We start from the raw sequence: 23,225 nt of genomic DNA, 5'->3' as shown, positions 1-23,225 counted from the left end.
GGTCCAGCAACTGATGCGTGGCCGCATCAAGTCGACTGGGTTCTATTGCCTTACGCCGGGTGGGAATACTGGGGGAAGTCAGTGCGTCCGAGGCTGACAGGGAAGGAACGCGAGGCGTGCTCAGGGTCCTTTTGACAAGAACCACGTCTTCCTGGGGCGGAATGCATTCAAATAAAACCGGGCATCCGCTTTGTTTTAGCCCATTTCTGCGACGCTGAGTGGAGCCACTCGGCGTCGCAGAATGTTCTAGAGCTTGCTGTTGCGCTGCTGGACCATCATGAAGGTGTCGTAGTTGTACTCGGCCACCTGCGCCCAGAGATAATGCTCCTTGCGGAACGCCTTGATCGAGTCCCAGATCTTCTTGAACGGCGCGTTCGAGGCTTCCATCTCGGCATAGACTTCGTTGGCCTTTTCGAAACAGGCGGCCATGATCTCCTGGCTGAACGGGCTCAACTTGGCCCCGCCGGCAACCAGCCGCTTAACCGCCGCCGGATTGAGATAGTCGTATTTCTGCAGCATGTTGGCGTCGGCCGCTTGAGCGGCAGTATGCACCAGCGACTTGTAAGCCGGCGAAAGTTCGTCGTATTTCGCCTTGTTGAACATCAGGTGGACAGTCGGTCCACCTTCCCACCAGCCGGGATAGTAGTAATAGGGCGCAACCTTGTAGAAGCCGAGCTTCTCGTCGTCGTAGGGGCCGACCCATTCGGCGGCATCGATCGTGCCTTTTTCCAGCGCCGGATAAATGTCGCCACCGGCGATCTGCTGCGGAACCACGCCGAGCCTTTGCACCACTTTGCCGGCAAAACCACCGATACGCATCTTGAGGCCGGAAAGGTCGGCGACCGTTTTGATCTCCTTGCGGAACCAGCCACCCATCTGCACGCCGGTATTGCCGCCCGGCAGCCCGAACAGACCCTGCGTCGCCAGGAACTCGTTGAACAGATCGATGCCGCCGCCATGATAGTGCCAGGCGTTGATGCCGCGCGCATTGAGCGAAAACGGAACCGCCGCTCCCAGCGCCCAGGTCGGGTCCTTGCCCCAGTAATAGTATGCCACCGTATGGCAGGCCTCGACGGTGCCGGCAGTGGTGGCATCGGCGGCCTGCAGGCCGGGAACGAGTTCGCCGGCGGCGAAGACCTGGACCTGGAAGTTGCCGTCGGTCGCCTCCGACAGCATCTTGGAAAACACTTCGGCGCCACCATAGATCGTATCGAGCGACTTCGGGAAGGACGACGCCAGCCGCCAGGTCACTTTCGGATTGGACTGGGCGATGGCCGGCGCGGCAAGTGTCGCGGCAGCGGCCGCGGCGCCAACGCCGGCGGTGCCGGCCTTGCGGATGAACGAACGACGATCCATGAAGTTCCTCCCTTTTGGATCCACTGACCGACATTCGGGACGCTTCGGCGCCCGGATCGGCTTCGAGCCCGACAATACACAGGCAAGGAGTCGAGTCCAGCGCGGCAGCCCGGTTTGAGTGGCGCATTTCGGGGAAATTCACGGCGTTGGGCAGATCTTGCAACTATAGTCTAAGGTCGATTAACTGGCCTACGCGACACGCCGAAACTTGCCATGGAAATGCGCCTTCGGATCGCCTATTTTGCAGGCAGATAATTCGCTGCACCCGATGGGATCCGGACCAAATGCACCAGCCGCTCGTCGCCATATCGACAGACGTCCGCCAGTTCGACAATTACACCTGGCATGCCGCGCCGCAGCAATATCTTGAAGCGGCGCTTTCGGGGGCAGGCGTATTCCCGCTGCTGGTGCCGTCCTTCGGCGACCGGCTCGACTTCGACGAACTGCTTTCCTCCGTCGACGGCGTCATGGTCACCGGTTCCAAGTCGAACGTTCATCCCTCGCTCTATGGCGGTGACGCCAGCGAAGCCAATGGTCCCTACGACCCCGCCCGCGACGCCACCACGCTGCCGCTGATCCGCCGGGCGGTGGAGCGCGGGGTGCCATTGCTCGCCATCTGCCGCGGCATCCAGGAGATGAATGTGGCACTGGGCGGCACGCTGGCCACCGAAATCCAGGAACGCGCCGGTTCGCTCGATCATCGTGCGCCGGCGAGCGACAATCAGGACGAGCGCTTCGCCATCCGTCAGAGCGTGTCGATAAAACCCGGCAGCTGCCTGGCCGGGGTCTTCGGCGCCGGCGACATCATGGTCAATTCGGTGCATCGCCAGGCGGTCGACCGGCTTGGCCCGAAGCTGCAGGTCGAAGCGGTCGCCGCCGACGGCACAGTCGAGGCGGTTTCGGTGCGCGATGCACGGGCTTTCGCCGTCGGCGTCCAGTGGCATCCCGAATACTGGGTCAAATCGGACAGCATCTCGGTAAAGATATTTCGCGCATTCGGCGATGCGGTGCGCCTGCATCAGGCGGCGAAATCGGGCGCGCGCGCCGCGGCGGAATAGTCCTGCCGCGCTCGTCAGTCGCCGGCCGACGCCAGCGTCAGCAGCGGCAGCGCCGGCGCGTAGGATTCGTAACCATCGCCGTCGGCGACTGAGAACATGACGATCGGATCGGTGCCGTTAGCGCTGAAGGTGACCGTACCGTCATCCTGCTCTCGCCAGAACTTCGCCTGCTCGACACCGGGCAACACCCGGCGGCAATTCGGGGCAACCGTCAACAGCGACAGCCCTTGCGAAATCTCGGCGCCGCGGCTGACCGCACAAGACGCCTCGTCGCCATGGGCTACCAGCCTGTAGTTGCCAGACGAAGGTGTTGACTCACTGGCTGCGCGGCTTTGACCGCTACCGGCGTAAAACAGCTGGACGCTGCCTAACAGCGCAGCAGTCGCCATCAATGCGGGAACCGTTTTCATCCTGTTTCTCCGCGCATTTCAAGCGCGCCGCGTTCGAAGAGATCAGGAGGCGCGCTTCATCTTGCTGTCATGTGCTGTCAGGCGGACATACACTAGGAAGGACCAGAATGATTCCGAAGGGTTAAGCTGAAGTTAATAGATATGGCAACCCGCTTACGGCCTTGCCTTGACATTTGCCGTCTCCGGCACCGGCGTCAGCGCCTTGCGCTGCGAAAACCACGAGACCAGATTGTCGACGCACAGGTCCGCCATGGCGCGGCGGGTGTGCTGCGAGGCTGAGCCGACATGTGGCAAAAGCGAGGTGTTGGGCGCGGCAAGCAACGCCGCTGGCACATTTGGCTCGTCGGCAAAGACGTCTAGCCCGGCAGCGGCGATGCTGCCGCTGGCAAGTGCGGCGGCAAGGGCTGGTTCGTCGACCGTGCTGCCCCGGCCGATATTGACGAAGACGCCGTTCGGCCCAAGGGCCGAGAGGATTTCGGCATTGACCGCCTTTTCCGTCGAGGCCCCGCCGGGCGCCACCGAGATCAGCGTGTCGACCGCCTCGGCGAGACCTTTCAGCGTCGGGTGATAGTCATAGGACAGGCCTTCGACGCGGCGCCGGTTGTGATAGGCAATGGACAGCCCGAAAGCGTCGAGCCGGCGGGCAATGGCGAGGCCGATGCGGCCCATGCCGAAGATGCCGACATGGCGACCGCGCAAGGTCAGCCGGCTCAGCGGATAGTTGCCGTTGCGCAGCCAACTTCCGTCGCGCAGCCAGGCCTCGGCGCGCGGCAGTTCGCGGATGGTATTGATCAACAGGCCGAGCGCCGTATCGGCGACCTCTTCGGTCAGCACATCCGGTGTGTTGGTGACCATGATGCCGCGCCGTGCGGCGTGGCGGACATCGACCGAATCATAGCCGACGCCGAAATTGGCGATGATCTCGAGCTTTGGCAGCGCGTCCATCAACGCGGCGCTTATGCCGCCAAAGGCGGCTATGCCGCGCACCGTAAGGCGCATCTCGTCGGTGACCAGCGAGGGATCGGCGCGTTCGATCCGAACGCGGCTGAACGCCCCGTCGATGCGGCCGACCGCATGATCGTTGAACTGGCCCGGCACCAGAATGGCGACAGCTTGCTGTTCGGTTTTTGTCATGCACGTTCCACCGGTTTGCCGGTCGACTGGCGCACATGCAGTTCCGGCTTGATCAGTTCCTGCGACGGCCGCACCGTCTGTCCGTTGAGTTTGTCGAGCAGCGCGCTGGCGGCGCGGCGGCCAACCTCGCGCTGGCCGTTCCAGACGGTGGTCAGCGCCGGCGTCGCGATCGCCGCCTCCTCGAGGTCGTCATAGCCGGTAACAGAGATGTCGATGCCCGGCACCAGCCCGGCGCGCGCAATGCCGTTCATCAGGCCGATGGCGACGAGGTCGTTCCAGCAGCAGGCCGCGGTCGGCCTGTCCTTCAGCGCCAGGAACTGCCCGGCGGCCTCGAAGCCGGCCTGCTTGGTGCGCGGGCCGGCGATGCGCCAGGACGGCCTGACCTCAAGCCCTGCCGACTCCATAGCGTTGACATATCCCTGATAGCGATCGCGGCCGGTCGAGGTCTGGTCGGTGCCGCCGATCATGGCAATGCGCTTGTGGCCAAGCGAGATCAGATGATTGGTGGCAAGCCCGGTGCCATAGGCATCGTCGCCGCGAAACACCGGCACGTCGGCACCTTCGACGGTGCGTGCAATCAGCACTGCCGGGAGACCGTTCTCCTCGGCCATGATTATGTCTTCGGGCGGCGTGCCGATGGCCGGCGACATGATGACGCCGTCAGCGCCCAGCTGCAGAAGCGTGTCGATGAAGGTACGTTGTTTCTCGAGTTGGTCGTAGTGGTTCGACAGGATGAACGTTTGCCGGCTGCGGTCGAGCTCGCTCTCGATCGAACGCAATATTTCGGCAAAGAACGGGTTCATGATGTCGTGGACGACGACGCCGACTATGCCCGAGCGCGAGGTGCGCAGGCTGGCGGCGCGGCGGTTGTAGATATAGCCGATGGCGCGGGCATGTTCCTTGATGCGGTCGCGGGTGCCGCCGGCGACCAGCGGGCTGTCGCGCAAGGCCAGCGAGACCGTGGCCGTGGACACGCCGAGCGCATCCGCGATGGTCGAAAGCTTGATCTTCTGTGCCAGCGCCCTGCGCTCCTGAAGCAATTTAAACTGTTTAAAGGCCGGCTCTTATGCCATCGATCCCGAGCAAATCAAAGTTTTTTTGCCAGCGCTTCCGCCTCCGCGTCCAGCGTCGCGCGGTTGCGCAAGCGAAGCCGGTGCTCGCGGTGGACGATGTAGAGGCCGCTGGCGACGATGACTGTGGCACCGGCCAGCGTCCAGCGATCGGGAAACTGGTTGAAGACGATCAGGCCGGAGACGATCATCCAGATCATCTGCGAATATGGATAGGGGGCCAGGGCCGTGGTGGTGGCAAGGCGATAGGCCTGCACAAGAAGCCAATGGCCAAGGGCGCCGAAAACGCCGAGCATCAGCAATATGAACCAGTGCCAGCCATCCTGCGGCAGCGAAAGCGAAAACGGCAGTGTCGGCAGCAGCAGCACGGCTGGCGCCAACGCCGAAAACAGGATCAGGCTTTCCGAGGTTTCCGTCGCGGACATGCGGCGCGTCATGATGACGTAAAAACTGTTCGACAGCATCGAGCCGAGCGCAAAGAGATGGCCGACGCCAAAAACCCCGATGCCCGGCCGGGTAATGATGAGGACGCCGACAAAGCCGCTCATGATCGCCAGCCAACGCCGCCAGCCGGCCCATTCCCCTAGCAACGGACCGGCAAGCGCGGTGATCACCATCGGGCCGAAGAAGTAGATCGAGGTGGTTTCCGCCAGTTGCAGCGTCCGCAGCGCCAGAATGTTGCATATCGTCGATCCGAACAGGAGGAGACCGCGCGTGATGTGCGCCGGCAGGTTGGCGGGACGAAAGCGCAGCGGCTCACGCCATCCGCGCAGAAAGACGCCGACGATCAGGACATGGACCGCGAAGCGGGTCCAAGCGACGATCAGCGCCGAGACGCCGGCCAGGACAAGGTATTTGCTGCTGGTGTCGAGGAAGGTGAAAAACACGTAGACGGAAAGCATGCACAGGATCGCCGCCGGCGACGTCGCGCTTTCGTCATGTCTTGGGGGAGCATTCAATTTCAGGCCGGACGGGAAGCAAGGCAGTCCCTCACCAATGCGGCAATTGTCGCCTGCCGGCAAGCCAAAACAGGCTGGCACAACGAACGCCGCCGACCAGGCTCAGTTTTTGTCCCTGGTGGCCGACGACTCAGGCGTGCATGCGGGCGCCCTTGGTGATCTTGTCGACGAGCTTCTTTTCGGCGCGAAGCGCGATGCCGACCACCTTGGCATCCTCCGGCGCAAATTCGGCAAAGACGGCACGGTTGGCCAGATCATACCCAGTCGAAAACATTTCCTCGACATAGAGCGAGACCGTCACACTACGCTCCAGCGCCCGCCGGTGGATCGCGCCGAGCGTCTGGCCGTCCGCCGAAAGCACGATGACCGGCTGGATCGACAGCGGGTTGTAGATATTGCCGGCGCGATCACGGTAGGGGTCGCCGATAATGTCGGGAAACTGCGCGACGATGCCGCTGGTCAGAAAGGCGGTGACGTTGAGCTTTTGCCAGACGGGAAGATCATCCTTGAGCACGATTGCAAATTTCGTATCGAACATGCGACAGTTTCCAATCCGAAAGGGGGCCAATCCGAGGCTGCGAGTGAATCGATGCCGCACGGTCTAGACGGGGAAGCCTTTCAAGGTCTTGGACGTTTGTGCGTGGAAGCAGCCGAGAACTGCATCGTACCGGCACCCCGTGCTGCCGGCATGGAACGCATCGAGGCCCGGTTCCACGGCAACGCCTTCGATCTCCATCGCCACGACACCTATGCGATCGGGGTGACGCTTTATGGCGTGCAGCGCTTCCGCTATCGCGGCCAAACGCATCAGAGCTTGGCTGGCCAGATCATTATCCTTCATCCCGACGAACTGCACGATGGCGGTGCCGGCACCGAAGACGGCCTGCGTTACAGAATGCTCTATTTGGAGCCGTCCCTGATGCTCGATTGCCTCGGCGGCGGGTCACTGCCTTTCGTCGGGGATGCCGTAGTGACAGACCGCGATCTCCGCGCGACGCTGCTTTCGGCGCTCGGGCCGCTGGATCAGGAACTGGACGAGCTGTTTGTCGTCGATTTCATGACGCAGCTTATGCAAAGCCTGGCCGGGCACGCCGGTCAGCCGGCGAAACCGGTAGCGAAAACCGCGTGGCGCGCCGCCAGCCTGGCGCGCGACTATCTGGAGGAAAATGTCGCGCGGATTGTACGTTCGGATGAATTGGAGGCGATAACCGGATTGGACCGTTATGCCCTGTCGCGGCACTTCCGCGCCACCTTCTCCACCAGCCCGCACCGGTTCCTGTTGATGCGCCGGCTTCAGCGAGCCCGCCGTATGATCGAAGCCAACGAACCGCTGGCAGAGATCGCCATCGCGGCCGGCTTCAGCGACCAAAGCCATTTCAATCGGCATTTCAAGAAGGCGTTCGGCGTCACGCCGGGACGCTGGTCGGCACTGACGCGACGGCCGTCAGCGGCGAACGCGTGACCTTATTCTAGGATTTTGTCCTCGATATCCAGTTCGTCATCCGGGAGCACCATTTCGCCGTTCGACAGGTTCGCCTCGACACGCGCAAGCAGCTTGAACAGCGCTTTCTGATCCTTCTTGTCGAGACCCTTCAATGCCTGCTTTTCGGTCTTCTTCACCGATTTCTCGATGGCGTGGATGATTTCGCGGCCGGTGTCGGTGAGGAAAATATGCGCCTGGCGGGCATCGGCGGACGAGGCGCGCTTCTCCAGAAAACCCTGCGCCTGCAGCCGGTTGATGGTCTTGGTGATGGTCGGCGGACGCACGCCGAGGCGGCCGGCAAGATTGCCGGGCGTCTGCCCGTCATCGCGGTCGAGCGCCAGCATGATCTGGTCCTGGCCGGCATAGAAGCCATGCGCCAGAAGCCGGGCGGCGAGCGCCGTGCGCGCCAGCCGCGCCGCCGAATGCAGCCGGCTCATTGTTGCAGTCTTGTCCGCCTTGGCCATGCTCATCCCTCCTCGGCCGAACCGGTGCGGGCAGCATAGAAGCAGGCCGCCGATTGGCAATGACGATCGAAAACATTCCGGCTCGGAAAATAGCTTTGCCGGCAAGCATCGCGGTGTTCGCCGTGGCTAATGCCAGATGTTTATTTCAGTTAGATGACAAACGACTTTCCGCAATGGCTGGATGGGGACGTGACGAGGCGTTCTCAACCGGCCTTCACCGCGACCACCATCAAGGCCTGAAAGGCGTCCGCCATTTCCCGCAGCGCTGCCTGAGACAGCGGCCCGGCCTGCCGCGCAATGCCGTCCCGCGCGTTCGATGTGTCGCGTTTGCCGGGACGGTCGTTATAGGGCGCGACGGTGGCGAATATCTGATCGCTGAGGCTGTCGGGGAAGAACATCTGGCCGGTCATCACCGAGCGGTCGTCGGGGAAGATCTTGAAATGGATGTGGGTGGTGCGGCCGCGATACCAGCCGGGATAGATGGTGGCGAAAGAAGCAATGCCGCTTTCATCGGTTCTCTGCCAGCCCCGGAGAAAGCTCTGGCCAGACGTGTCGATATCCTGCCCGTCGCCCTGTCCGGGATAGCCGGAATAGGCGCCCTGGGCGTCGCAATGCCAGATATCGACGCGTGCGCCGGGAAGCGGCCGGCAGGAGGCGTCGACGATTTGCAGCCGCACATTGAGGGCGATGCCTTTCTTGCCCTCGGTGATATTGGCGCGTTCGAGCTTCGGGTCGAAATAGAACGGCCCTTCGGCGACCTCGGGCGTGATGGCGCAGACGCCGGCACCGGCTTCGAACAAGGCAAGCCCGGCATATGGCGAAACCTGCCCGGCCCTTGCACCGGCGGGCAGGAATATGCCGCCAGCGGTAACCGCAACGAGACCGAGCGCCTGCCGACGGGTTAGTGGCAAGGACTTGTCCGACATCTGGCGCCTCTTCAACGCGAACAGCCCCCGGTGAATGACCCTTTGCCTATCTAAGCCCCACCGCCAACCCGCGCCAATGAAAGTTCGGCAATGTGAGGAAAGTTCGGCAATACCAGCCTCTCTTTGGCCCACCGGTTTGCCTCGTGCAAAAGCCGAGCACACATCCTATATGGAGCCGACAATCCCTATTCGAGGCACAATATGAGCGACGCACAGACGCAGATCCCCGTAACCGTCCTCACCGGCTATCTCGGCGCCGGCAAGACGACACTGCTCAACCGCATCCTTTCGGAAAACCATGGCAAGCGCTACGCCGTCATCGTCAATGAATTCGGCGAGATCGGCATCGACAACGAGCTGATCGTGGAATCCGACGAGGAAATCTACGAGATGAACAATGGCTGCGTCTGCTGCACCGTGCGCGGCGACCTGATCCGCGTCGTCGAAGGCCTGATGCGCAGACCCGGCCGCTTCGACGCCATCGTCGTCGAGACCACAGGCCTCGCCGATCCCGTTCCGGTAGCACAAACCTTCTTCATGGACGACGACGTGCGTTCCAAGACCAGGCTCGATGCGGTGGTGGCACTGGTCGACGCCAAGCACCTGCCGCTGCGCCTCAAGGATTCCCGCGAGGCCGAGGACCAGATCGCCTTTGCCGATGTCGTCGTGCTCAACAAGACCGACCTGGTCACTCCCGAAGAGCTGAGCAAGGTGGAGGCGACGATCCGCGCCATCAACCCGGCGGCACGAATCCATCGCACCACACGCGCCGGCGTGGCGCTGTCCGAGGTGCTCGATCGCGGTGCGTTCGACCTGTCCCGGGCGCTGGAGAATGATCCGCACTTCCTCGAGGCGCATGACGATCACGACCATCATGATCATGACCACAATCACCATGATCACGACGGCCACGATCATGACGGGCATCATCATCATGCGCACCCTTCCGACATCCATGACGTGACCGTGCAGTCGGTGTCGCTGCGCGGCGGCGAGATGGACCCGAAAAAGTTCTTCCCGTGGATCGAGAAGGTCACCCAGATGGAAGGCCCCAACATCCTGCGGCTGAAAGGGATCATTGCGCTGAAAGGCGATGACGAGCGCTATGTCATCCAGGGCGTGCACATGATCATCGAAGGCGACCACCAGCGCGCCTGGAAGGACGGCGAGAAGCACGAGAGCCGGCTGGTGTTCATCGGTCGCGAACTCGACGCCGAGCGGCTGAAGACAAGCTTCGAGGCCTGCCAGGCCGCTTGATTTAGCTGCCCTTTCTTCCTTCTCCCCTTGTGGGAGAAGGGGTAGTCCGCAACGCTGGCGGTCTCTCCTCACGACGATCCGAAGCACGGGTTGAGACCCGCAGCTCAACCCCTTAAGGGTGAGGCAGCAGAAATCTCAAACGGAATGATCTCTCATGCCGACAGTCGCCCCGCTCGATCTCGAAGGCCACTGCCTCGCCGCCGTGTTCCTCGGCGACGTGCCGCATTTTGCGCTGGCTGACGGCACAATCCATCGGCTCGACCATGGCCACAAGACGGTGCAGGCCAATGACGGGCTGCTCGCCGCCTTCCATGATGCGGCGAACGACCGGCTGATCACCGGTGGTGAGGACGGCAAGATCTTTGCCGTGACCGCAGACGGCAATACAGCGGAATTGGCGACCGCAGGCAAGAAATGGATAACCAGCGTCGCCGCCGGGCCGCAAGGCGCTATTGCCTATGCTTCGGGCAAGATTGCCTATGTGCGCTTTGCCGACGGCAAGACCAGGGAATTCTCGCATCCGCGCTCGGTCGAGGGGCTTGCCTTCTCGCCCAAGGGCATGCGCTTCGGCGTTGCCCGCTACAATGGCGCGACGCTGCATTTCCCGGCCGCCGACGGCAAGCCGGCCGAACTCGAATGGGCCGGCGCCCACACCGGCATCACCTTCTCGCCGGACGGCGGCTTCGTCGTCACCACCATGCAGGAAAACGCGCTGCATGGCTGGAAGCTCGCCGACGGCAAGCACATGCGGATGTCCGGCTACCCAGGTAAGGTCAAAAGCCTGTCGTGGAGCGCCAAGGGCAAATGGCTGGCGAGTTCCGGCGCGCCGGCAGCGATCGTCTGGCCGTTTTCTGGCAAGGACGGGCCGATGGGCAAGGCGCCGCTGGAACTCGGCACGCGCGGCAATGCGATGGTCACCTGCGTCGCCTGTCACCCGAGCCAGGACGTCGTTGCTATCGGCTATGATGACGGCATGGTGATGGCGGTGCGCTTCGCCGACGCCAGGGAAGTGCTGTTGCGCCGGCCAGGCAAGGGCGCCGTCACCTCCATGATGTGGGACAAGGAAGAGCGCCGCGTCGCGTTCGGCAGCGCTGCCGGCGATTGCGGCGTCATCGATATTTCGGCGTAGCCTGCTTCGGTATCGGCCGTAACATCATAGATTGAGAGCAAATAGCGGCCGTCATAGACGCCTTCGTCGCTGGCTTTGGTCAGGATCGTCAGTTCGACATAGCCGTAGGCGTTTTCGACCTGCCGTTCGTGGTAGACGAGCAGCCGCAATTCCTTGTTGTCGAGCCAATATTGCGTGAGATTCTGATCCTCGAACACCGTCTTGCGCAGACTGTCGCCAGCCGGCCTGCCCAGAATTTCGAGCTCGCCGCTAAAATTGAAGGTCGGCCCGCCCATGCCTCTGGTGACCCCGGCACCGACCTGAAATTTGACGGCTGCATCCTCGGCGGAACACCAGATGCCGCCGGACGCCAGAGCCGCACCAACCGACGACAGCAGCGTTGCTGCGCAGACGATCGCCCGCACCATCCTGTCCCCTCCAGCCGAAGTGCCATTGGCGCCCGAAGGCGGCTCGCGGTCAAGCGCCTGTTTTCATTCAAATGACCGCTGACCCAACACAGGGCAGCCGCCCGGCCAATTGCGGTGGCGGATGCCGATTGTCTAAAGTGCGACTGAGAGGGCCGCCATGAACGTAATCAACCATTCAAAGACTTCCATCGGCGGCATCGGCCCGGCCCGGATCGCCGAGTTGCGCGCGACCGAGGCAGAAGTCTTCCGCCGGGCGCGGCCAAAATCGATGGCGAAAATCGGCCATGGCCTGCCCGGCTTCTTCGGCGGCGTGCCGATGCATTGGATGAACGACTGGCCGACGCCGTTCCCGATCCTCGTCGATAGTGCCAGGGGCGCCATCATCAGAGATATCGACGGCAACCGGCTCGACGATTTCTGCCTTGGCGACACCGGTTCGATGTTCGGTCATTCGCCGCCGTCGGTCGCACGCGCCATCCGCTGGCAGGCCGGACGCGGCCTGACCTACATGCTGCCTGCCGAGGACGCACTCGCCATCGGGCCGCTGCTGCAGCAGCGTTTCGGTTTGCCGTTGTGGCAGATCGCGACGACGGCGACCGATGCCAACCGCTTCGCGCTGCGCGTTGCCCGCGCCGTTACCGGCCGGGAGAAGATACTGGTCTTCAACGGCTGCTATCATGGCTCGGTCGACGAGACGATGGTGCGGCTGGTCGCCGGGAAAGCGGTGAATCGACCGGGACTGGCCGGCGAGTTCCGCGACCTGACGCGCGCGACTGATGTCGTCGAGTTCAACGATCTGCCGGCGCTCGACGCGGCACTCCGGGGCCACGATGTCGCCTGCGTCATCGCCGAGCCGGTGCTGACCAATTCCTGCATGGTGCTGCCCGAAGCCGGCTTTCATGATAGCTTGCGGCGTCTCACCCGTGCGACCGGCACGCTGCTTCTAATCGACGAGACGCACACGATCTCGACCGGTCCCGGTGGCTATACAAGCAAATACGGGCTGGAACCGGACCTGTTCGTGCTGGGCAAGCCGATTGCCGGCGGCGTACCGGCGAGCGTCTGGGGGATGAGCGAAGACGTTGCGGCCCGCTATGCCGCTTATATCAGCCGGAAAGAGCCCGGCTACTCCGGCATGGGGACAACGCTGTCGGCCAATCCGCTGCAATTCGCAGCGATGCGCGCCACGCTGGAATACGTCATGACCGACGAGAACTACAGCCATATGGACCATCTGGCGCGGCGGCTCGACGCCGGGCTGACTGCCGTCATCGATCGCTATCGTCTGCCCTGGCATGTTGCTCGCGTCGGCGCCCGCGTCGAGTTCATCTGCGCGCCGGGCCCGTTGAGGAATGGCGGCGAGGCGGAAGCTGCGCATGCACCGGAGCTCGAGGCGGCGGTCCACGTTGCGCTGGTCAATCGCGGCGTGCTGATCGCACCCTTCCACAACATGATGCTGATCTCTCCTGCGACCAGCGCCGCCCAGGTGGACCGGCTGATCACTGCCTTCGGCGCGGTTGCGGCAAAGCTTACGGCGTGAGACAAGCTTGCGGCATGAAACAAGCGCCCAAGCAAAGTTTGAACCTGGTCACGGCATCCCCTTCGGGCTCGACGCCCGCCGAGGCGCAGGCCTTTCTCGACGCTCATCCCGAGATCGAAGCGTTCGACATCGTGCTGACCGACGCCAATGGCGTCGGGCGCGGCAAGATCGTGCGCCGGCACGAGTTGATGAGCATCTTCGAGGGTGGCCGGCACATGCCGATCTCGATCCTCGGCCTCGACATCACCGGCGAGGATGTTCACGAGACCGGGCTGATCTGGACGACCGGCGACGGCGACCTGCGGGCGTGGCCGATCCCCGGCACACTGGTGCCGCTGTTCGGCACACAGCCGCCGCGCGGCCAGGTGCTGATGGCGATGTACCATCTCGATGGCCAGCCGATGTCGTCCGACCCGCGGCTGGCACTCGCCCGCCAGGTAGACATCCTCGCGGCCAAGGGCCTGCATCCGGCTGGCGCCTTCGAGCTCGAATTCTTCCTGCTCGCCAACGAGCGCGATGCCGAAGGTAAGGTGCAGCCGGCGCACGCGGTGCTCGACGGACGCCGCTCGGCCAAGACGGAGGTCTATTCCGTCGACCATCTGCACGGCATGGAGCCGCTGTTTTCCGACATCTACGCCGCAGCCAAGGTGCAAGGCATCCCGGCCGAGACGGTCATCTCGGAATATGCGCCCGGCCAGTACGAGCTGACGCTCAACTACCGCAAGGACGTGATGCGGGCGGCCGACGATCTCGTCATGCTCAAGCGTCTGGTGCGGGCGCAGGCACGTCGGCATGGTGTCACCGCTTGCTTCATGGCCAAGCCGATCGAGAAGTATGCCGGCTCTGGCATGCATTTTCATGTCTCGCTGCTGGACGATGCCGGCAAGAACGTCTTTGCCGAAACCGGCGGCGAAAGCTGGTCGCTGCCGCTGCTGCGCGGGCTCGGCGGACTGATCCAGACGATGGCGGAATCGATGCTGGTCTTTGCGCCGCACGCCAACTCATGGCGGCGCTTCGTCTCGCAATCCTATGCGCCGGTGGCGCCGACCTGGGGCGTCAACAACCGTTCGGTGGCACTGCGTGTGCCGGCCGGCGATGCCAAGAACCGCCGCATCGAGCACCGGCCATCGGGCGTCGACGCGAATCCTTACCTGGTGGCAGCAACGGTGCTGGCAGGCATCGTCAAAGGCCTTGACGAGGGCCTCGATCCCGGTCCCGAAACCACCGGCAATGGCTACGAATCGGCCGTCACGCGCACGACGATGCCGGTCGACTGGCGTGCCGCGATCGAGGCAGCAAGGGCGTCGACCTTCCTCAAGGGCGCATTGGGCGAAGACCTGCACCGGACGTTCGTGGCGATCAAGCAGTCGGAATATCTGCGCGTGGCGCGCACGGTCAGCGAACTGGATTATCACCTCTATCTGCACGAGGTGTAGGGCCCTGTTCGGCAGAGTCTTCGCTCGGCGAAGTTCCGACCGGACCAGTTTTGAAGGAACCTTCCGGCGGCTTCGCTCATTCCGGTTCTGATCACAGAAGCGGACAAGGCCGCCTTAGCCATGATCGCCAGGATGCAGACGACCCCCACGTCGCGCCATGCCAAGGTGGAGTCGAGAGGCTTGCCGACCGGCAAATCCCCGGAAACGACAGAAATCGACGCCAGGACGATTCCTGAACTGCGCGAAACGGCCAAGATCTGCCGCCGCTGTCCGCTATGGCACGACGCCACGCAGACTGTGTTCGGTGAGGGCCCTGATAAAGCTAAGGTGATCTTCGTCGGCGAACAGCCGGGCGACCAGGAGGACCTGGCGGGCAAGCCCTTCGTCGGTCCGGCGGGCAAGGTGTTCGACGCGATCCTGGACGATGCCGGCGTCGATCGGCTGAAAGTCTACGTCACCAACGCGGTCAAGCATTTCAAGTTCGAGCCGCGCGGCAAGCGGCGCATCCACTCCAAGCCGAACGCCGGCGAGGTGCAGGCTTGCCGCTGGTGGCTCGACAAGGAAATCGATCTGATCAAGCCCAATCTGGCGGTAGCGCTCGGCGCAACGGCGGCGCAGGCGCTGCTCGGCAAGGTGGTGCCGATCATGAAGATGCGCGGGGCGGTCGTGGAGCGCGACGATGGCTTGCGTGTCTTCGTCACCATCCACCCGTCCTTCATCCTGCGCATTCGCGAGCCGGCGGACAAGCAGGCCGAACGCGAGCGGTTCCTGCAGGATATGAGAGCGGTGAAAAGGCTGATGGCGGCCTGAACCTATCTGATCAGGATCGCCCTCAAATCATTGACGTTCGTCCCAGTCGGTCCGGGCGCGAAAAGATCGCCGACGGCGTTAAACGCGGTCCACGCATTGTTGCCGGCAAGCATGGCCTTGGCATCGACGCCCGCCTCGCGCATCCGCGACACCGTCGAGCCGTCGGCGAAGGCGCCGGCATTGTCTTCCGAACCGTCTATGCCGTCGGTGTCGGCGGCCAGTGCGTGCACGCCGGCCATGCCGCTGATGCCAATGGCGAAGGCGAGCAGGAATTCCGAGTTACGGCCGCCTTTGCCTTTCGCGCGCAAGGTCACCGTCGTCTCGCCGCCCGACAGGATCAGCACCGGCTTTGCGAATGGCCGGTTGCGCGTCGCCACTTCGCGCGCGATCGCAGCGTGGACGCCGCCGACCTCACGCGCCTCGCCCTCGATGGAATCGGAGAGAATGACCGCCTGAATGCCTTGGCGCGTCGCTTCGGTCGCTGCGGCTTCCAGCGAGACGCCGGCGGAAGCGATCAGATGCACCTCGTTGCGGATAAAACGCGGGTCGTCCGGACGCGGCGCATCGGCCGCCGGCGAATTGATATGCGCCATGACTGAGGCCGGCAGGTTCATGCCATAGGCAGCGATCGACGCCAATGCGTCCTCACGGCTGCCTATATCCGGCACGGTCGGACCAGAAGCGACCAGAGCCGGATCGTCGCCCGGAATATCAGAAACAACCAGCGAGACCACCTTGGCAGGATATGCGGCGGCCGCCAGCCTGCCGCCCTTGATCGAGGAAAGATGTTTGCGGATGGTGTTCATCGCGGCGATCGGCGCGCCGGAGGCGAGCAGCGCCTCGTTGACGGCGATCTCATCGGCCAGCGTCAGACCTTCGGCTGGTGACGGCAGCAGCGCCGAGCCGCCGCCCGAAATGAGCGCCACGACGAGGTCGTCCGCAGTCAGTCCCTGGACTTTTTCGAGCAGCCGCCGGGAAGCCTCGAGCCCCGCGGCATCCGGCACCGGATGCGCCGCCTCGATGATCTCGATGCGCCGGCAGGCCGCGCCATAGCCGTAGCGGGTGACGACCAGCCCCTCGATCGGCCGGTCCCACACTTTCTCGAAAGCCGCCGCCATCTGCGCCGAGCCTTTTCCTGCACCGATGACGATCGTGCGGCCCTTCGGCCTTGCCGGCAAATGATCCTTGATTGTCCTCTGGGGATCGGCGGCGGCAACGGCGGCGTTGAAGATCGAAATGAGAAAGGGCTTGGGGTCTACCTCTGTCATTTTGCTTCCGCCGGCAATGCCAGCTCGCGCGCATTGATGCCGAGATACTCACAAAGCGTATCGACGACCACACCATGGTCCTCACGCTCCGGCAGGCCCGAGACGGCGATCACGCCGATGACGCCGGCGCCCTTGACAGTGATGGGAAAGCCGCCACCGGCCAGCACGTAGTCGGCAACGTCCAGCCCCTCGCCGGGCTTGAAGCTGCGGTCGGGGCGCTGCTGCTCCAGCACCATGCGGTAGGTGCTTTTCAGGAACCGCCGCACGACGTTGATCTTGCGCCGCGCCCAGTCCGGATTGGAAGCGTTCGAGCCGGGCATTGCCGCATAGAACAGCGGCCGGTCGAAGGTTCTGATATCGACGATGATCGGCAGGTTTTCCTTGAGAGCCCGATCTCGGATCGCCGAGCCGATCTCGAAAGCGACGGCTTCATCGAAGGCCGAAAAGACAAGCGTGGCTTCCTGTTTCTCGATCAGAGCGATGTCGTCCGCAACGGCCATGTCGTTCCCCTGTCAACTTCGCCGCACGCTTTGCCGGATGGCTGCCGCCCGGTCAAGCCGGCCGCATACGACGGCTAAACCGCCATATCCGTCTTGGCCGCGCGGCCGGCGACATAGACCTCATGCACGGCGCGGTCGTCGCCGAGCGTCTGCAGCAGAAACAACTCCTCGGCGAGCGTGTCCGCCGTCTCCACCCGCAGTCGCATCGCCGGCGTGGCGCGGGCGTCAAGCACAACGATATCGGCGTCGCTGCCTTCCTCCAGGGTGCCGATCTTTTCCGCAAGCGACAGCGCCTCGGCATTGCCGCGGGTCAGTTGCCAGAAGGACTGGAACGGATTGAGCTTCTCACCGTTCAGCGCGATCACCTTGTAGCCCTCGTCCATGGTGCGCAGCATCGAATAGTTGGTGCCACCGCCGACATCGGTGGCGGCGGCGATGCGAAGCGGCTTCTCGCGGCGGCGATAGCGCTGATAATCGAAGAGGCCCGAGCCGAGAAACAGGTTGGAGGTCGGGCAGAACACCGCCACCGAGCCGCTATCGGAAAGCGCATCCGCCTCGCGTTCCGACAGATGGATGCAATGGCCGAACAGGCTTCTGCGCCCGAGCAGCCCGTAATGCTCATAGACATCGGTATAGTCGCGCGCCTGCGGATGAAGCTGCTGCGTGAAGGCGATCTCGGCGTGGTTTTCCGACAGATGCGTCTGCATGTGCAGATCAGGATATTCGCGGCAGAGCGCGCCCGCCATCTCCAATTGCTCGGGCGACGAAGTGATGGCGAAGCGCGGGGTGATGGCATAGTGCTGGCGCCCCCTGCCGTGCCACTCCTCGATCAACGCCTTGCTGTCGTCATAACCCGATTGCGGCGTGTCGAGCACGCCTTCCGGGGCGTTGCGGTCCATCATCACCTTGCCGGCGATGTTGAGCATGTTGCGGTCGTGCGACTCGGCAAAGAACGCTTCGGCCGATTCCTTGTGCACCGAGCAATAGGCCGCGACCGTCGTCGTGCCGTGGCGCAACACTTCGTCCAGGAACAGCCTGGCGATACGGCGGCCATGCTGAGCGTTCTGGAATTTGGTCTCTTCCGGAAAAGTGTAGGTGTTCAGCCAGTCGAGCAGCTCGGCGCCGAAGGAAGCGATGACCTGCATCTGCGGAAAATGCGCGTGCGCATCGATGAACCCGGGCAGCAGCAGATGCGGCCTGTGGTCGATCTTTCTTGTTCCCTCGCCCGCCTTTTTCTCGACCTCGGCATAGGCGCCCGCGGCAACGATCCTGCCGTCGCGGAGCAGCAGGCCGCCATCTTGCTCGTAACGCCAGGCGGAATGGTCGTCGACAGTTTCGGGCCAGCGCAAAAACGACAGCGTGCGGCCGCGCAGCAGCGTGCTGGTCATGCTATTTCCCCGCGCCTTCGAACCATGCCACCAGCAGCGCCCGTTCCTTGTCGGTGATCTGGGTGACGTTGGCGGGCGGCATGGCGTGGCTGCGCCCGGCCTGCAGGTAGATCTCGCCGGCGTGCTCGGCGATGCCGGCATCGGTATCGAGCATCACGCCCTTCGGCGCGTGGTAAATGCCCTCGTAGGACGGCTCGGCCGCGTGGCACATCGAACAGCGGCCAAGCACTGTATCACGCACGGCGGGAAAATGCGCCGAGGCGACGTAGACCTGTGCCGCCGAGGACGTTTTGACCTCGCCGGTCAGCAGTTTCGGCACCGTCGACAGCCAGATGATGACGACGAACAGGACGGCCGCCGCCAGCCAGGTCCAGGTCGGATTGCCTTTGCGCGCATGCCTAGTGTTGAAATAGTGCCGGATCAGCACGCCGATGATGAACACCAGCGAGGCGATGACCCAGTTGAACTCTGTCCCGAACGCCAGCGGATAATGGTTCGACAGCATCAGGAACAAAACCGGCAGCGTCAGGTAATTGTTGTGCAGCGAGCGCTGCTTGGCGATCTTGCCGTATTTCGGATCGGGCTTGCGGCCGGCGATCAGGTCGGCGACGACGATCTTCTGGTTGGGGATGATGACCATGAAAACGTTGGCCGACATGATCGTCGCGGTGATGGCGCCAAGATGCAGGAAGGCGGCGCGACCGGTGAACAGGTGGGTCAGTCCCCAGGCCATGAATACCAGCACCCCATACAGCACCAGCATCAGGCCGGTGTCGCTGTTGCCGAGCGGCGAACGGCACAAGAGATCGTAGACCACCCAGCCGACGCCGATCGTCGCCAGCGACAGCAAGATGCCTGTAGGCACCGACATGGCAAGGACATTCGGATCGATCAGGAACAGGTCCGCCCCGGCATAGTAGACGACGCACAGCATGGCGAAGCCCGACAGCCAGGTGGCGTAGGATTCCCATTTGAACCAGGTCAGGTGCTCGGGCATTTCGGCCGGCGCCACCAGATATTTCTGCACGTGGTAGAAGCCGCCACCATGCACCTGCCATTCCTCGCCGAAGGCTCCGGCAGGCATGCCCGGACGCTGGCGCAGCCCGAGGTCGAGCGCGACGAAATAAAAGGACGATCCAATCCAGGCGATGCCGGTAACGACGTGCAGCCAGCGCACGGCGAAACTCAGCCAATCCCAGAATATCGCGAAATCCATCATGAAAAATCGTCCCTGCCGATCGGCTGACTTTACGGGCTGGAGCGCAAACGGAAAGGGCCGAGCTGCACGATGACTTTCAAAAAAAATTGGAAAATACTAGGCTGATCATACGCAGCCACATGAGAGCCACGGAAGCCGCATGGCCTATCTCGACAACATCGCCGTTTTTGTCCGCGTCGTCGAGCTCGGCAATTTGTCGGCGGCTGGGCGCGACATGCGCATTTCGCCGGCGGTCGCTTCCAACCGGATCAAGGAGCTCGAGAAGCACCTGGGCGTCAGGCTGTTCAACCGCACGACGCGGCAGTTGATGCCGACCGAGCACGGCACGGTGTTCTACTCCGGCGCCAAGCAGGTGCTGGAGGCGGTCACCGAGGCGGAAGCGGCGGTCAGCGCGTTATCCGGCCAGCCGCGCGGCACGATAAAGGTGACAGCGCCGCTCGGCCTCGGGCGGCGGCTGGTGGCATCCGGCATCCCGGATTTCCACGACAGGTATCCAGATATCGAGGTGCGGCTCCGGCTTTCCGATCACAATGTCGATATCATGAAAGAAGGCATCGACGTTGCCTTCCGGCTGGGCATTATCGAGGATTCCAGCCTCAGGATGCGCGGCATCATGGAATGCGAGCGCGTGCTGGTAGCGGCTCCGCAATATCTGGACGTGCGCGGCGAGCCGACCGAGCCGCAGGAGTTGATCGGCAAGAAGCACGATTGCCTGATGCTGCGCTATTCCGGCGCGCGCGAATATGTGTGGACGTTGCAGACGCCGAACGGGCCACAAAAGTTCGAGGTGCACGGCCCCTACGATACCGATGATGGCGACGTGCTGACCGGCTGGGCGCTGTCCGGCCGCGGCATCATCAACAAGCCGCGCTTCGAGGTCGAGCCGTTTATCCGCGACCAGCGGCTGAAGGTGATCCTGAGCAATACGCCGCCGACGCCGGTGCAGTTTGCCGCCGTCTACCCGCACAAAAAGCTGCAGGATCCGAAGGTGCGGCTGTTGCTCGACTTCATGGCCGAGCGCTGCCAGCGGCTGATCAGGGATATTCTGGCCGGCAAATGATCGCCGGCTGGCCGGTTGCTTTCCGTCCAGCCGACGAGATAATTCCCAAGGAATCTCGCTCAACAGGGAAAAGCGATGGCCAACGGCGCCACCATGTGTCTCGCCGTTTCACTGTCTCCGGAAGCCGCCCCTTCCCATCCGCCCGACGCCGGCCTGGACTTCAGTCTGCTGACGCGGTTCGTGCAAGAAGCCGAAGCGGCCGGTCTGGACATGGTGTTGCTCGGCGATTCCGCGCCGGTTGCAGGCGGGCTGAACCGGCAAATGCGCTTCGAAGCAACGACCTTGGTGGCGGCCCTGGCGACGGTGACAAGCAGGATCGGCCTCGTCGCTGCAGCGTTGACGGTCGCCCACCAGCCCTACAATCTCGCGCGCCGTTTCGCTTCGCTCGATATTATCAGCCATGGCCGCGCCGGCTGGAACGCGAGCATGATGCCCGAACCGCGCGAGGCGGCCAATTTCAGCCGACCGGAAGGGTTTTCCGGCGACGATTTCCGCCTGCGCGCCGAGGAATTCATCGGCATCGTGCAAGGCTTGTGGAAAGGTTGGGACGCAGACGCGCTGCTGTTCGACAAAGTTGGCGGCCGCTTCTTCGATCCCGAGAAGATGCACCTTCTCGACCACAAGGGCGAATATTTTTCCGTGCGCGGGCCGCTCAACGTGGCGCGGTCGCCGCAGGACACGCCGGTGCTGGTCATGTCCGGCCTGTCCGAGCCCGACATGGATATCGCCGCCCGCACCGCCGATGTCCTCCTGCTGGATGAGCGATCGATCGACTGGGCTGGCGAGCTGAAGCGTCGTGCGCTTGCCTTCGGGCGCAGGCCGGAGGGGCTGAAAGTGCTGATGAATGTTACCGTCAGCGCCGAAATAATCGCCGCGCCGGACATGTTTGCGGACAGGCTCGAAGAGTGCTTTCGCTCGAAAGCCTGCGACGGTTTCAGCATCGACACGCCGCTCACGTCGGCGCTCGACGATTTCATCGGCCTCGTGCTGCCGGAGCTTCGCCGCCGCGGCCTTGTCCGGTCCGGCTACAGCGCGGCGACACTGCGCTCCCACCTCGGGCTTGCCGGGGAGGATCGGCAATGAGCGCCGGTCGAGGCCAGATGAAGCTCGGCGCCTTCCTGTGGGCGACAGGCCACCACATCGCCGCCTGGCGCCATCCGCAGGCGCATGTCACGGCCGGCATCGACATCGACCATTACATCCAGCTGGCGCGGACGGCGGAGGCGGCGAAGTTCGACATGATCTTCTGCGAGGACGCCGCCGGCGTGCGCGAGGCCAATGTCAACATCGCCAGCCAAACGTCGCGCTCGATCGGCTTCGAGCCGATCAGCTTGCTTGCCGCGCTCGCCGTCCAGACGGAGCGCATCGGCCTCGTCTCCACGGCGTCGACGAGCTACAACGAGCCTTACGGGCTGGCGCGGACCTTCCTGTCGCTCGACCATCTGAGCGGCGGGCGTGCCGGCTGGAACCTTGTCACTTCGGCCAGCCAGATCGAGGCCGCCAATTTCGGCTCGACCGGTCTGCGCCCACATGCGGACCGTTACGGACGGGCGCGCGAATTCGCTGCCGTGGTTGCCGGCCTTTGGCGAGGCCAGGGTGGACAGGAAGGCAGAAGTTTTTCGGTGCGCGACCCGCTCGATCTGCCGCGCTCGCCACAAGGTTCACCGGTCATGGTACAGGCGGGAGCGTCGGACGAGGGTCGTGACCTCGCCGCCCGGACCGCCGACGTGGTCTTTACGGCGGCGCAGACATTCGAGGAAGCGAAGGCCTTCTACGACGACCTCAAGGGACGGCTGGCTGCCTATGGGCGCAAGCCGGACGACCTCAAGATCATGCCCGGCGTCGCGCCAGTCGTCGCGGCAAGCGAAGCGGAAGCCCGGGCAAAACATGATGAATTGCAGGAACTGATCCCGGACGACGTCGGTGTCGCGCTGCTTTCCAGCTATCTCAGCATATCCGATCTCGCGCGCTATCCCATTGACGGACCGCTGCCGGAGCTGCCGGCCAGCGAAGGCATGCAGAGCCGGCAGGCGCTGGTCATCGAGCAATCCCGCCGCGACAAGCTGTCCATTCGCCAGCTTGCCCGCCATTTCGCCGGCGCGCGCGGCCATTGGCGCGTCGTCGGAACGCCGGCCCAGATCGCCGACGAGCTCGAGGCACGCTTCGAGGGTGGCGCGGCAGACGGTTTCAACGTCATGCCGTCCTATTTTCCCGGCGAACTCAATGCCTTTGCCACGCTTGTCGTGCCGGAGTTGCAGCGGCGCGGGCTGTTTCGTACGGATTATGAAGGCAGCACGTTGCGCGACCACCTGGGCTTGAAACGGCCGGCGTAAAACGACGAGCGGAACGAA

Annotated in this window: 22 protein-coding genes; 10 read left to right on the top strand and 12 right to left on the bottom strand. The window is 63.4% G+C overall.

Annotated features, from left to right (window positions below):
• Nucleotides 1–246: 246 nt before the first annotated feature.
• A complete protein-coding gene (locus NKH13_RS25505) occupies nucleotides 247–1,356 on the bottom strand; it encodes a TRAP transporter substrate-binding protein (protein ID WP_352492671.1) in 1,110 nt (369 codons plus the stop codon).
• A 284-nt stretch (nucleotides 1,357–1,640) separates the two neighbouring features.
• Here NKH13_RS25505 and NKH13_RS25500 point away from each other — a divergent pair, with 284 nt between their 5' ends.
• The gene (locus tag NKH13_RS25500) at nucleotides 1,641–2,414 is read left to right on the top strand and encodes a gamma-glutamyl-gamma-aminobutyrate hydrolase family protein (protein ID WP_352915205.1); all 774 of its coding nucleotides are present in this window, start codon (nucleotides 1,641–1,643) and stop codon (nucleotides 2,412–2,414) included.
• 14 nt (nucleotides 2,415–2,428) lie between these two features.
• Here NKH13_RS25500 and NKH13_RS25495 read toward each other — a convergent pair whose 3' ends face one another.
• From NKH13_RS25495 to NKH13_RS25475, 5 genes are all read right to left on the bottom strand, one after another.
• Complete coding sequence (locus NKH13_RS25495) at nucleotides 2,429–2,824, bottom strand: hypothetical protein (RefSeq protein WP_352915204.1); 396 nt, start codon at nucleotides 2,822–2,824, stop codon at nucleotides 2,429–2,431.
• Between the two features lie 153 nt (nucleotides 2,825–2,977).
• On the bottom strand, nucleotides 2,978–3,958 hold the full coding sequence (locus NKH13_RS25490) for a 2-hydroxyacid dehydrogenase (RefSeq protein ID WP_352915203.1): 981 nt from the start codon (nucleotides 3,956–3,958) through the stop codon (nucleotides 2,978–2,980).
• Entirely contained in the window at nucleotides 3,955–4,977 is a 1,023-nt protein-coding gene (locus tag NKH13_RS25485) for a LacI family DNA-binding transcriptional regulator (protein WP_292658373.1), read from the bottom strand. The genes NKH13_RS25490 and NKH13_RS25485 overlap by 4 nt, the downstream gene beginning before the upstream one ends.
• A gap of 68 nt (nucleotides 4,978–5,045) precedes the next feature.
• Nucleotides 5,046–5,930 (bottom strand): DMT family transporter, encoded by an 885-nt coding sequence (locus tag NKH13_RS25480; RefSeq protein ID WP_352915201.1) that lies wholly within the window; start codon nucleotides 5,928–5,930, stop codon nucleotides 5,046–5,048.
• A gap of 187 nt (nucleotides 5,931–6,117) precedes the next feature.
• Nucleotides 6,118–6,525, bottom strand: coding sequence for a DUF2000 family protein (locus tag NKH13_RS25475; RefSeq protein WP_352915198.1), 408 nt, complete (start codon nucleotides 6,523–6,525; stop codon nucleotides 6,118–6,120).
• 51 nt (nucleotides 6,526–6,576) lie between these two features.
• Here NKH13_RS25475 and NKH13_RS25470 point away from each other — a divergent pair, with 51 nt between their 5' ends.
• Nucleotides 6,577–7,449, top strand: a complete 873-nt coding sequence (locus NKH13_RS25470; RefSeq protein WP_352915195.1) for an AraC family transcriptional regulator — start codon at nucleotides 6,577–6,579, stop codon at nucleotides 7,447–7,449.
• Nucleotides 7,450–7,451: 2 nt separating this feature from the next.
• Here the strand turns inward: NKH13_RS25470 and NKH13_RS25465 are convergent, their stop codons facing one another.
• Both NKH13_RS25465 and NKH13_RS25460 read right to left on the bottom strand, forming a co-directional pair.
• On the bottom strand, nucleotides 7,452–7,934 hold the full coding sequence (locus tag NKH13_RS25465) for a MarR family winged helix-turn-helix transcriptional regulator (protein WP_352915193.1): 483 nt from the start codon (nucleotides 7,932–7,934) through the stop codon (nucleotides 7,452–7,454).
• Nucleotides 7,935–8,137: 203 nt separating this feature from the next.
• A complete protein-coding gene (locus tag NKH13_RS25460; protein ID WP_352915190.1) occupies nucleotides 8,138–8,860 on the bottom strand; it encodes an intradiol ring-cleavage dioxygenase in 723 nt (240 codons plus the stop codon).
• A 201-nt stretch (nucleotides 8,861–9,061) separates the two neighbouring features.
• Here NKH13_RS25460 and NKH13_RS25455 point away from each other — a divergent pair, with 201 nt between their 5' ends.
• From NKH13_RS25455 to NKH13_RS25435, 5 genes are all read left to right on the top strand, one after another.
• Entirely contained in the window at nucleotides 9,062–10,117 is a 1,056-nt protein-coding gene (locus NKH13_RS25455) for a CobW family GTP-binding protein (protein WP_352915187.1), read from the top strand.
• Nucleotides 10,118–10,271: 154 nt separating this feature from the next.
• Nucleotides 10,272–11,246 (top strand): WD40 repeat domain-containing protein, encoded by a 975-nt coding sequence (locus NKH13_RS25450; protein ID WP_352915184.1) that lies wholly within the window; start codon nucleotides 10,272–10,274, stop codon nucleotides 11,244–11,246.
• 564 nt (nucleotides 11,247–11,810) lie between these two features.
• Complete coding sequence (locus NKH13_RS25445; RefSeq protein WP_352915181.1) at nucleotides 11,811–13,193, top strand: aspartate aminotransferase family protein; 1,383 nt, start codon at nucleotides 11,811–11,813, stop codon at nucleotides 13,191–13,193.
• A 14-nt stretch (nucleotides 13,194–13,207) separates the two neighbouring features.
• The gene (locus tag NKH13_RS25440; protein WP_352915179.1) at nucleotides 13,208–14,629 is read left to right on the top strand and encodes a glutamine synthetase family protein; all 1,422 of its coding nucleotides are present in this window, start codon (nucleotides 13,208–13,210) and stop codon (nucleotides 14,627–14,629) included.
• Nucleotides 14,630–14,707: 78 nt separating this feature from the next.
• Entirely contained in the window at nucleotides 14,708–15,439 is a 732-nt protein-coding gene (locus NKH13_RS25435) for a UdgX family uracil-DNA binding protein (RefSeq protein ID WP_352915250.1), read from the top strand.
• Nucleotides 15,440–15,441: 2 nt separating this feature from the next.
• On the opposite strand, the gene NKH13_RS25430 is transcribed toward NKH13_RS25435, so the two are convergent.
• The 4 genes from NKH13_RS25430 to NKH13_RS25415 form a co-directional block, all read right to left on the bottom strand.
• Nucleotides 15,442–16,707 carry a glycerate kinase type-2 family protein gene (locus NKH13_RS25430; protein ID WP_352915177.1) on the bottom strand — a complete coding sequence of 422 codons (1,266 nt, stop codon included), beginning with the start codon at nucleotides 16,705–16,707 and terminating at the stop codon, nucleotides 15,442–15,444.
• Nucleotides 16,704–17,207, bottom strand: a complete 504-nt coding sequence (locus NKH13_RS25425) for a heme-degrading domain-containing protein (protein ID WP_352717312.1) — start codon at nucleotides 17,205–17,207, stop codon at nucleotides 16,704–16,706. Before NKH13_RS25425 ends, NKH13_RS25430 begins: the two co-directional genes overlap by 4 nt.
• 74 nt (nucleotides 17,208–17,281) lie before the next feature.
• Nucleotides 17,282–18,595, bottom strand: coding sequence for a guanine deaminase (gene guaD / locus NKH13_RS25420; protein ID WP_352915173.1), 1,314 nt, complete (start codon nucleotides 18,593–18,595; stop codon nucleotides 17,282–17,284).
• 1 nt (nucleotide 18,596) lies between these two features.
• Complete coding sequence (locus tag NKH13_RS25415; RefSeq protein ID WP_352717309.1) at nucleotides 18,597–19,814, bottom strand: urate hydroxylase PuuD; 1,218 nt, start codon at nucleotides 19,812–19,814, stop codon at nucleotides 18,597–18,599.
• A gap of 139 nt (nucleotides 19,815–19,953) precedes the next feature.
• On the opposite strand from NKH13_RS25415, the gene NKH13_RS25410 reads away from it, so the two are divergent.
• The 3 genes from NKH13_RS25410 (at nucleotide 19,954) to NKH13_RS25400 (ending at nucleotide 23,207) form a co-directional block, all read left to right on the top strand.
• The gene (locus NKH13_RS25410) at nucleotides 19,954–20,874 is read left to right on the top strand and encodes a LysR family transcriptional regulator (RefSeq protein ID WP_352464534.1); all 921 of its coding nucleotides are present in this window, start codon (nucleotides 19,954–19,956) and stop codon (nucleotides 20,872–20,874) included.
• A 75-nt stretch (nucleotides 20,875–20,949) separates the two neighbouring features.
• A complete protein-coding gene (locus NKH13_RS25405; protein ID WP_352915170.1) occupies nucleotides 20,950–21,957 on the top strand; it encodes an LLM class flavin-dependent oxidoreductase in 1,008 nt (335 codons plus the stop codon).
• A complete protein-coding gene (locus NKH13_RS25400) occupies nucleotides 21,954–23,207 on the top strand; it encodes an LLM class flavin-dependent oxidoreductase (protein ID WP_352915168.1) in 1,254 nt (417 codons plus the stop codon). Before NKH13_RS25405 ends, NKH13_RS25400 begins: the two co-directional genes overlap by 4 nt.
• Nucleotides 23,208–23,225 lie beyond the last annotated feature (18 nt).

The organism is Mesorhizobium sp. M1348, assembly GCF_040317925.1.
Taxonomy (GTDB): domain Bacteria; phylum Pseudomonadota; class Alphaproteobacteria; order Rhizobiales; family Rhizobiaceae; genus Mesorhizobium.
Note: the sequence above shows the minus strand (reverse complement) of the source record. Positions and strands in the feature narration are given on the sequence as shown.

Excerpts from the sequence above, each read along its gene's own strand:
- NKH13_RS25490 (WP_352915203.1), bottom strand. The coding sequence starts at position 3,958 with ATGACAAAAACCGAACAGCAAGCTGTCGCCATTCTGGTGCCGGGCCAG.
- NKH13_RS25455 (WP_352915187.1), top strand. The coding sequence starts at position 9,062 with ATGAGCGACGCACAGACGCAGATCCCCGTAACCGTCCTCACCGGCTAT.
- NKH13_RS25440 (WP_352915179.1), top strand. The coding sequence starts at position 13,208 with ATGAAACAAGCGCCCAAGCAAAGTTTGAACCTGGTCACGGCATCCCCT.
- NKH13_RS25400 (WP_352915168.1), top strand. The coding sequence starts at position 21,954 with ATGAGCGCCGGTCGAGGCCAGATGAAGCTCGGCGCCTTCCTGTGGGCG.
- NKH13_RS25445 (WP_352915181.1), top strand. The coding sequence starts at position 11,811 with ATGAACGTAATCAACCATTCAAAGACTTCCATCGGCGGCATCGGCCCG.
- NKH13_RS25500 (WP_352915205.1), top strand. The coding sequence starts at position 1,641 with ATGCACCAGCCGCTCGTCGCCATATCGACAGACGTCCGCCAGTTCGAC.
- NKH13_RS25465 (WP_352915193.1), bottom strand. The coding sequence starts at position 7,934 with ATGGCCAAGGCGGACAAGACTGCAACAATGAGCCGGCTGCATTCGGCG.
- guaD (WP_352915173.1), bottom strand. The coding sequence starts at position 18,595 with ATGACCAGCACGCTGCTGCGCGGCCGCACGCTGTCGTTTTTGCGCTGG.
- NKH13_RS25460 (WP_352915190.1), bottom strand. The coding sequence starts at position 8,860 with ATGTCGGACAAGTCCTTGCCACTAACCCGTCGGCAGGCGCTCGGTCTC.
- NKH13_RS25405 (WP_352915170.1), top strand. The coding sequence starts at position 20,950 with ATGGCCAACGGCGCCACCATGTGTCTCGCCGTTTCACTGTCTCCGGAA.
- NKH13_RS25425 (WP_352717312.1), bottom strand. The coding sequence starts at position 17,207 with ATGGCCGTTGCGGACGACATCGCTCTGATCGAGAAACAGGAAGCCACG.
- NKH13_RS25475 (WP_352915198.1), bottom strand. The coding sequence starts at position 6,525 with ATGTTCGATACGAAATTTGCAATCGTGCTCAAGGATGATCTTCCCGTC.
- NKH13_RS25470 (WP_352915195.1), top strand. The coding sequence starts at position 6,577 with ATGCCGCACGGTCTAGACGGGGAAGCCTTTCAAGGTCTTGGACGTTTG.
- NKH13_RS25450 (WP_352915184.1), top strand. The coding sequence starts at position 10,272 with ATGCCGACAGTCGCCCCGCTCGATCTCGAAGGCCACTGCCTCGCCGCC.
- NKH13_RS25410 (WP_352464534.1), top strand. The coding sequence starts at position 19,954 with ATGGCCTATCTCGACAACATCGCCGTTTTTGTCCGCGTCGTCGAGCTC.
- NKH13_RS25415 (WP_352717309.1), bottom strand. The coding sequence starts at position 19,814 with ATGATGGATTTCGCGATATTCTGGGATTGGCTGAGTTTCGCCGTGCGC.
- NKH13_RS25430 (WP_352915177.1), bottom strand. The coding sequence starts at position 16,707 with ATGACAGAGGTAGACCCCAAGCCCTTTCTCATTTCGATCTTCAACGCC.
- NKH13_RS25495 (WP_352915204.1), bottom strand. The coding sequence starts at position 2,824 with ATGAAAACGGTTCCCGCATTGATGGCGACTGCTGCGCTGTTAGGCAGC.
- NKH13_RS25480 (WP_352915201.1), bottom strand. The coding sequence starts at position 5,930 with ATGCTTTCCGTCTACGTGTTTTTCACCTTCCTCGACACCAGCAGCAAA.
- NKH13_RS25505 (WP_352492671.1), bottom strand. The coding sequence starts at position 1,356 with ATGGATCGTCGTTCGTTCATCCGCAAGGCCGGCACCGCCGGCGTTGGC.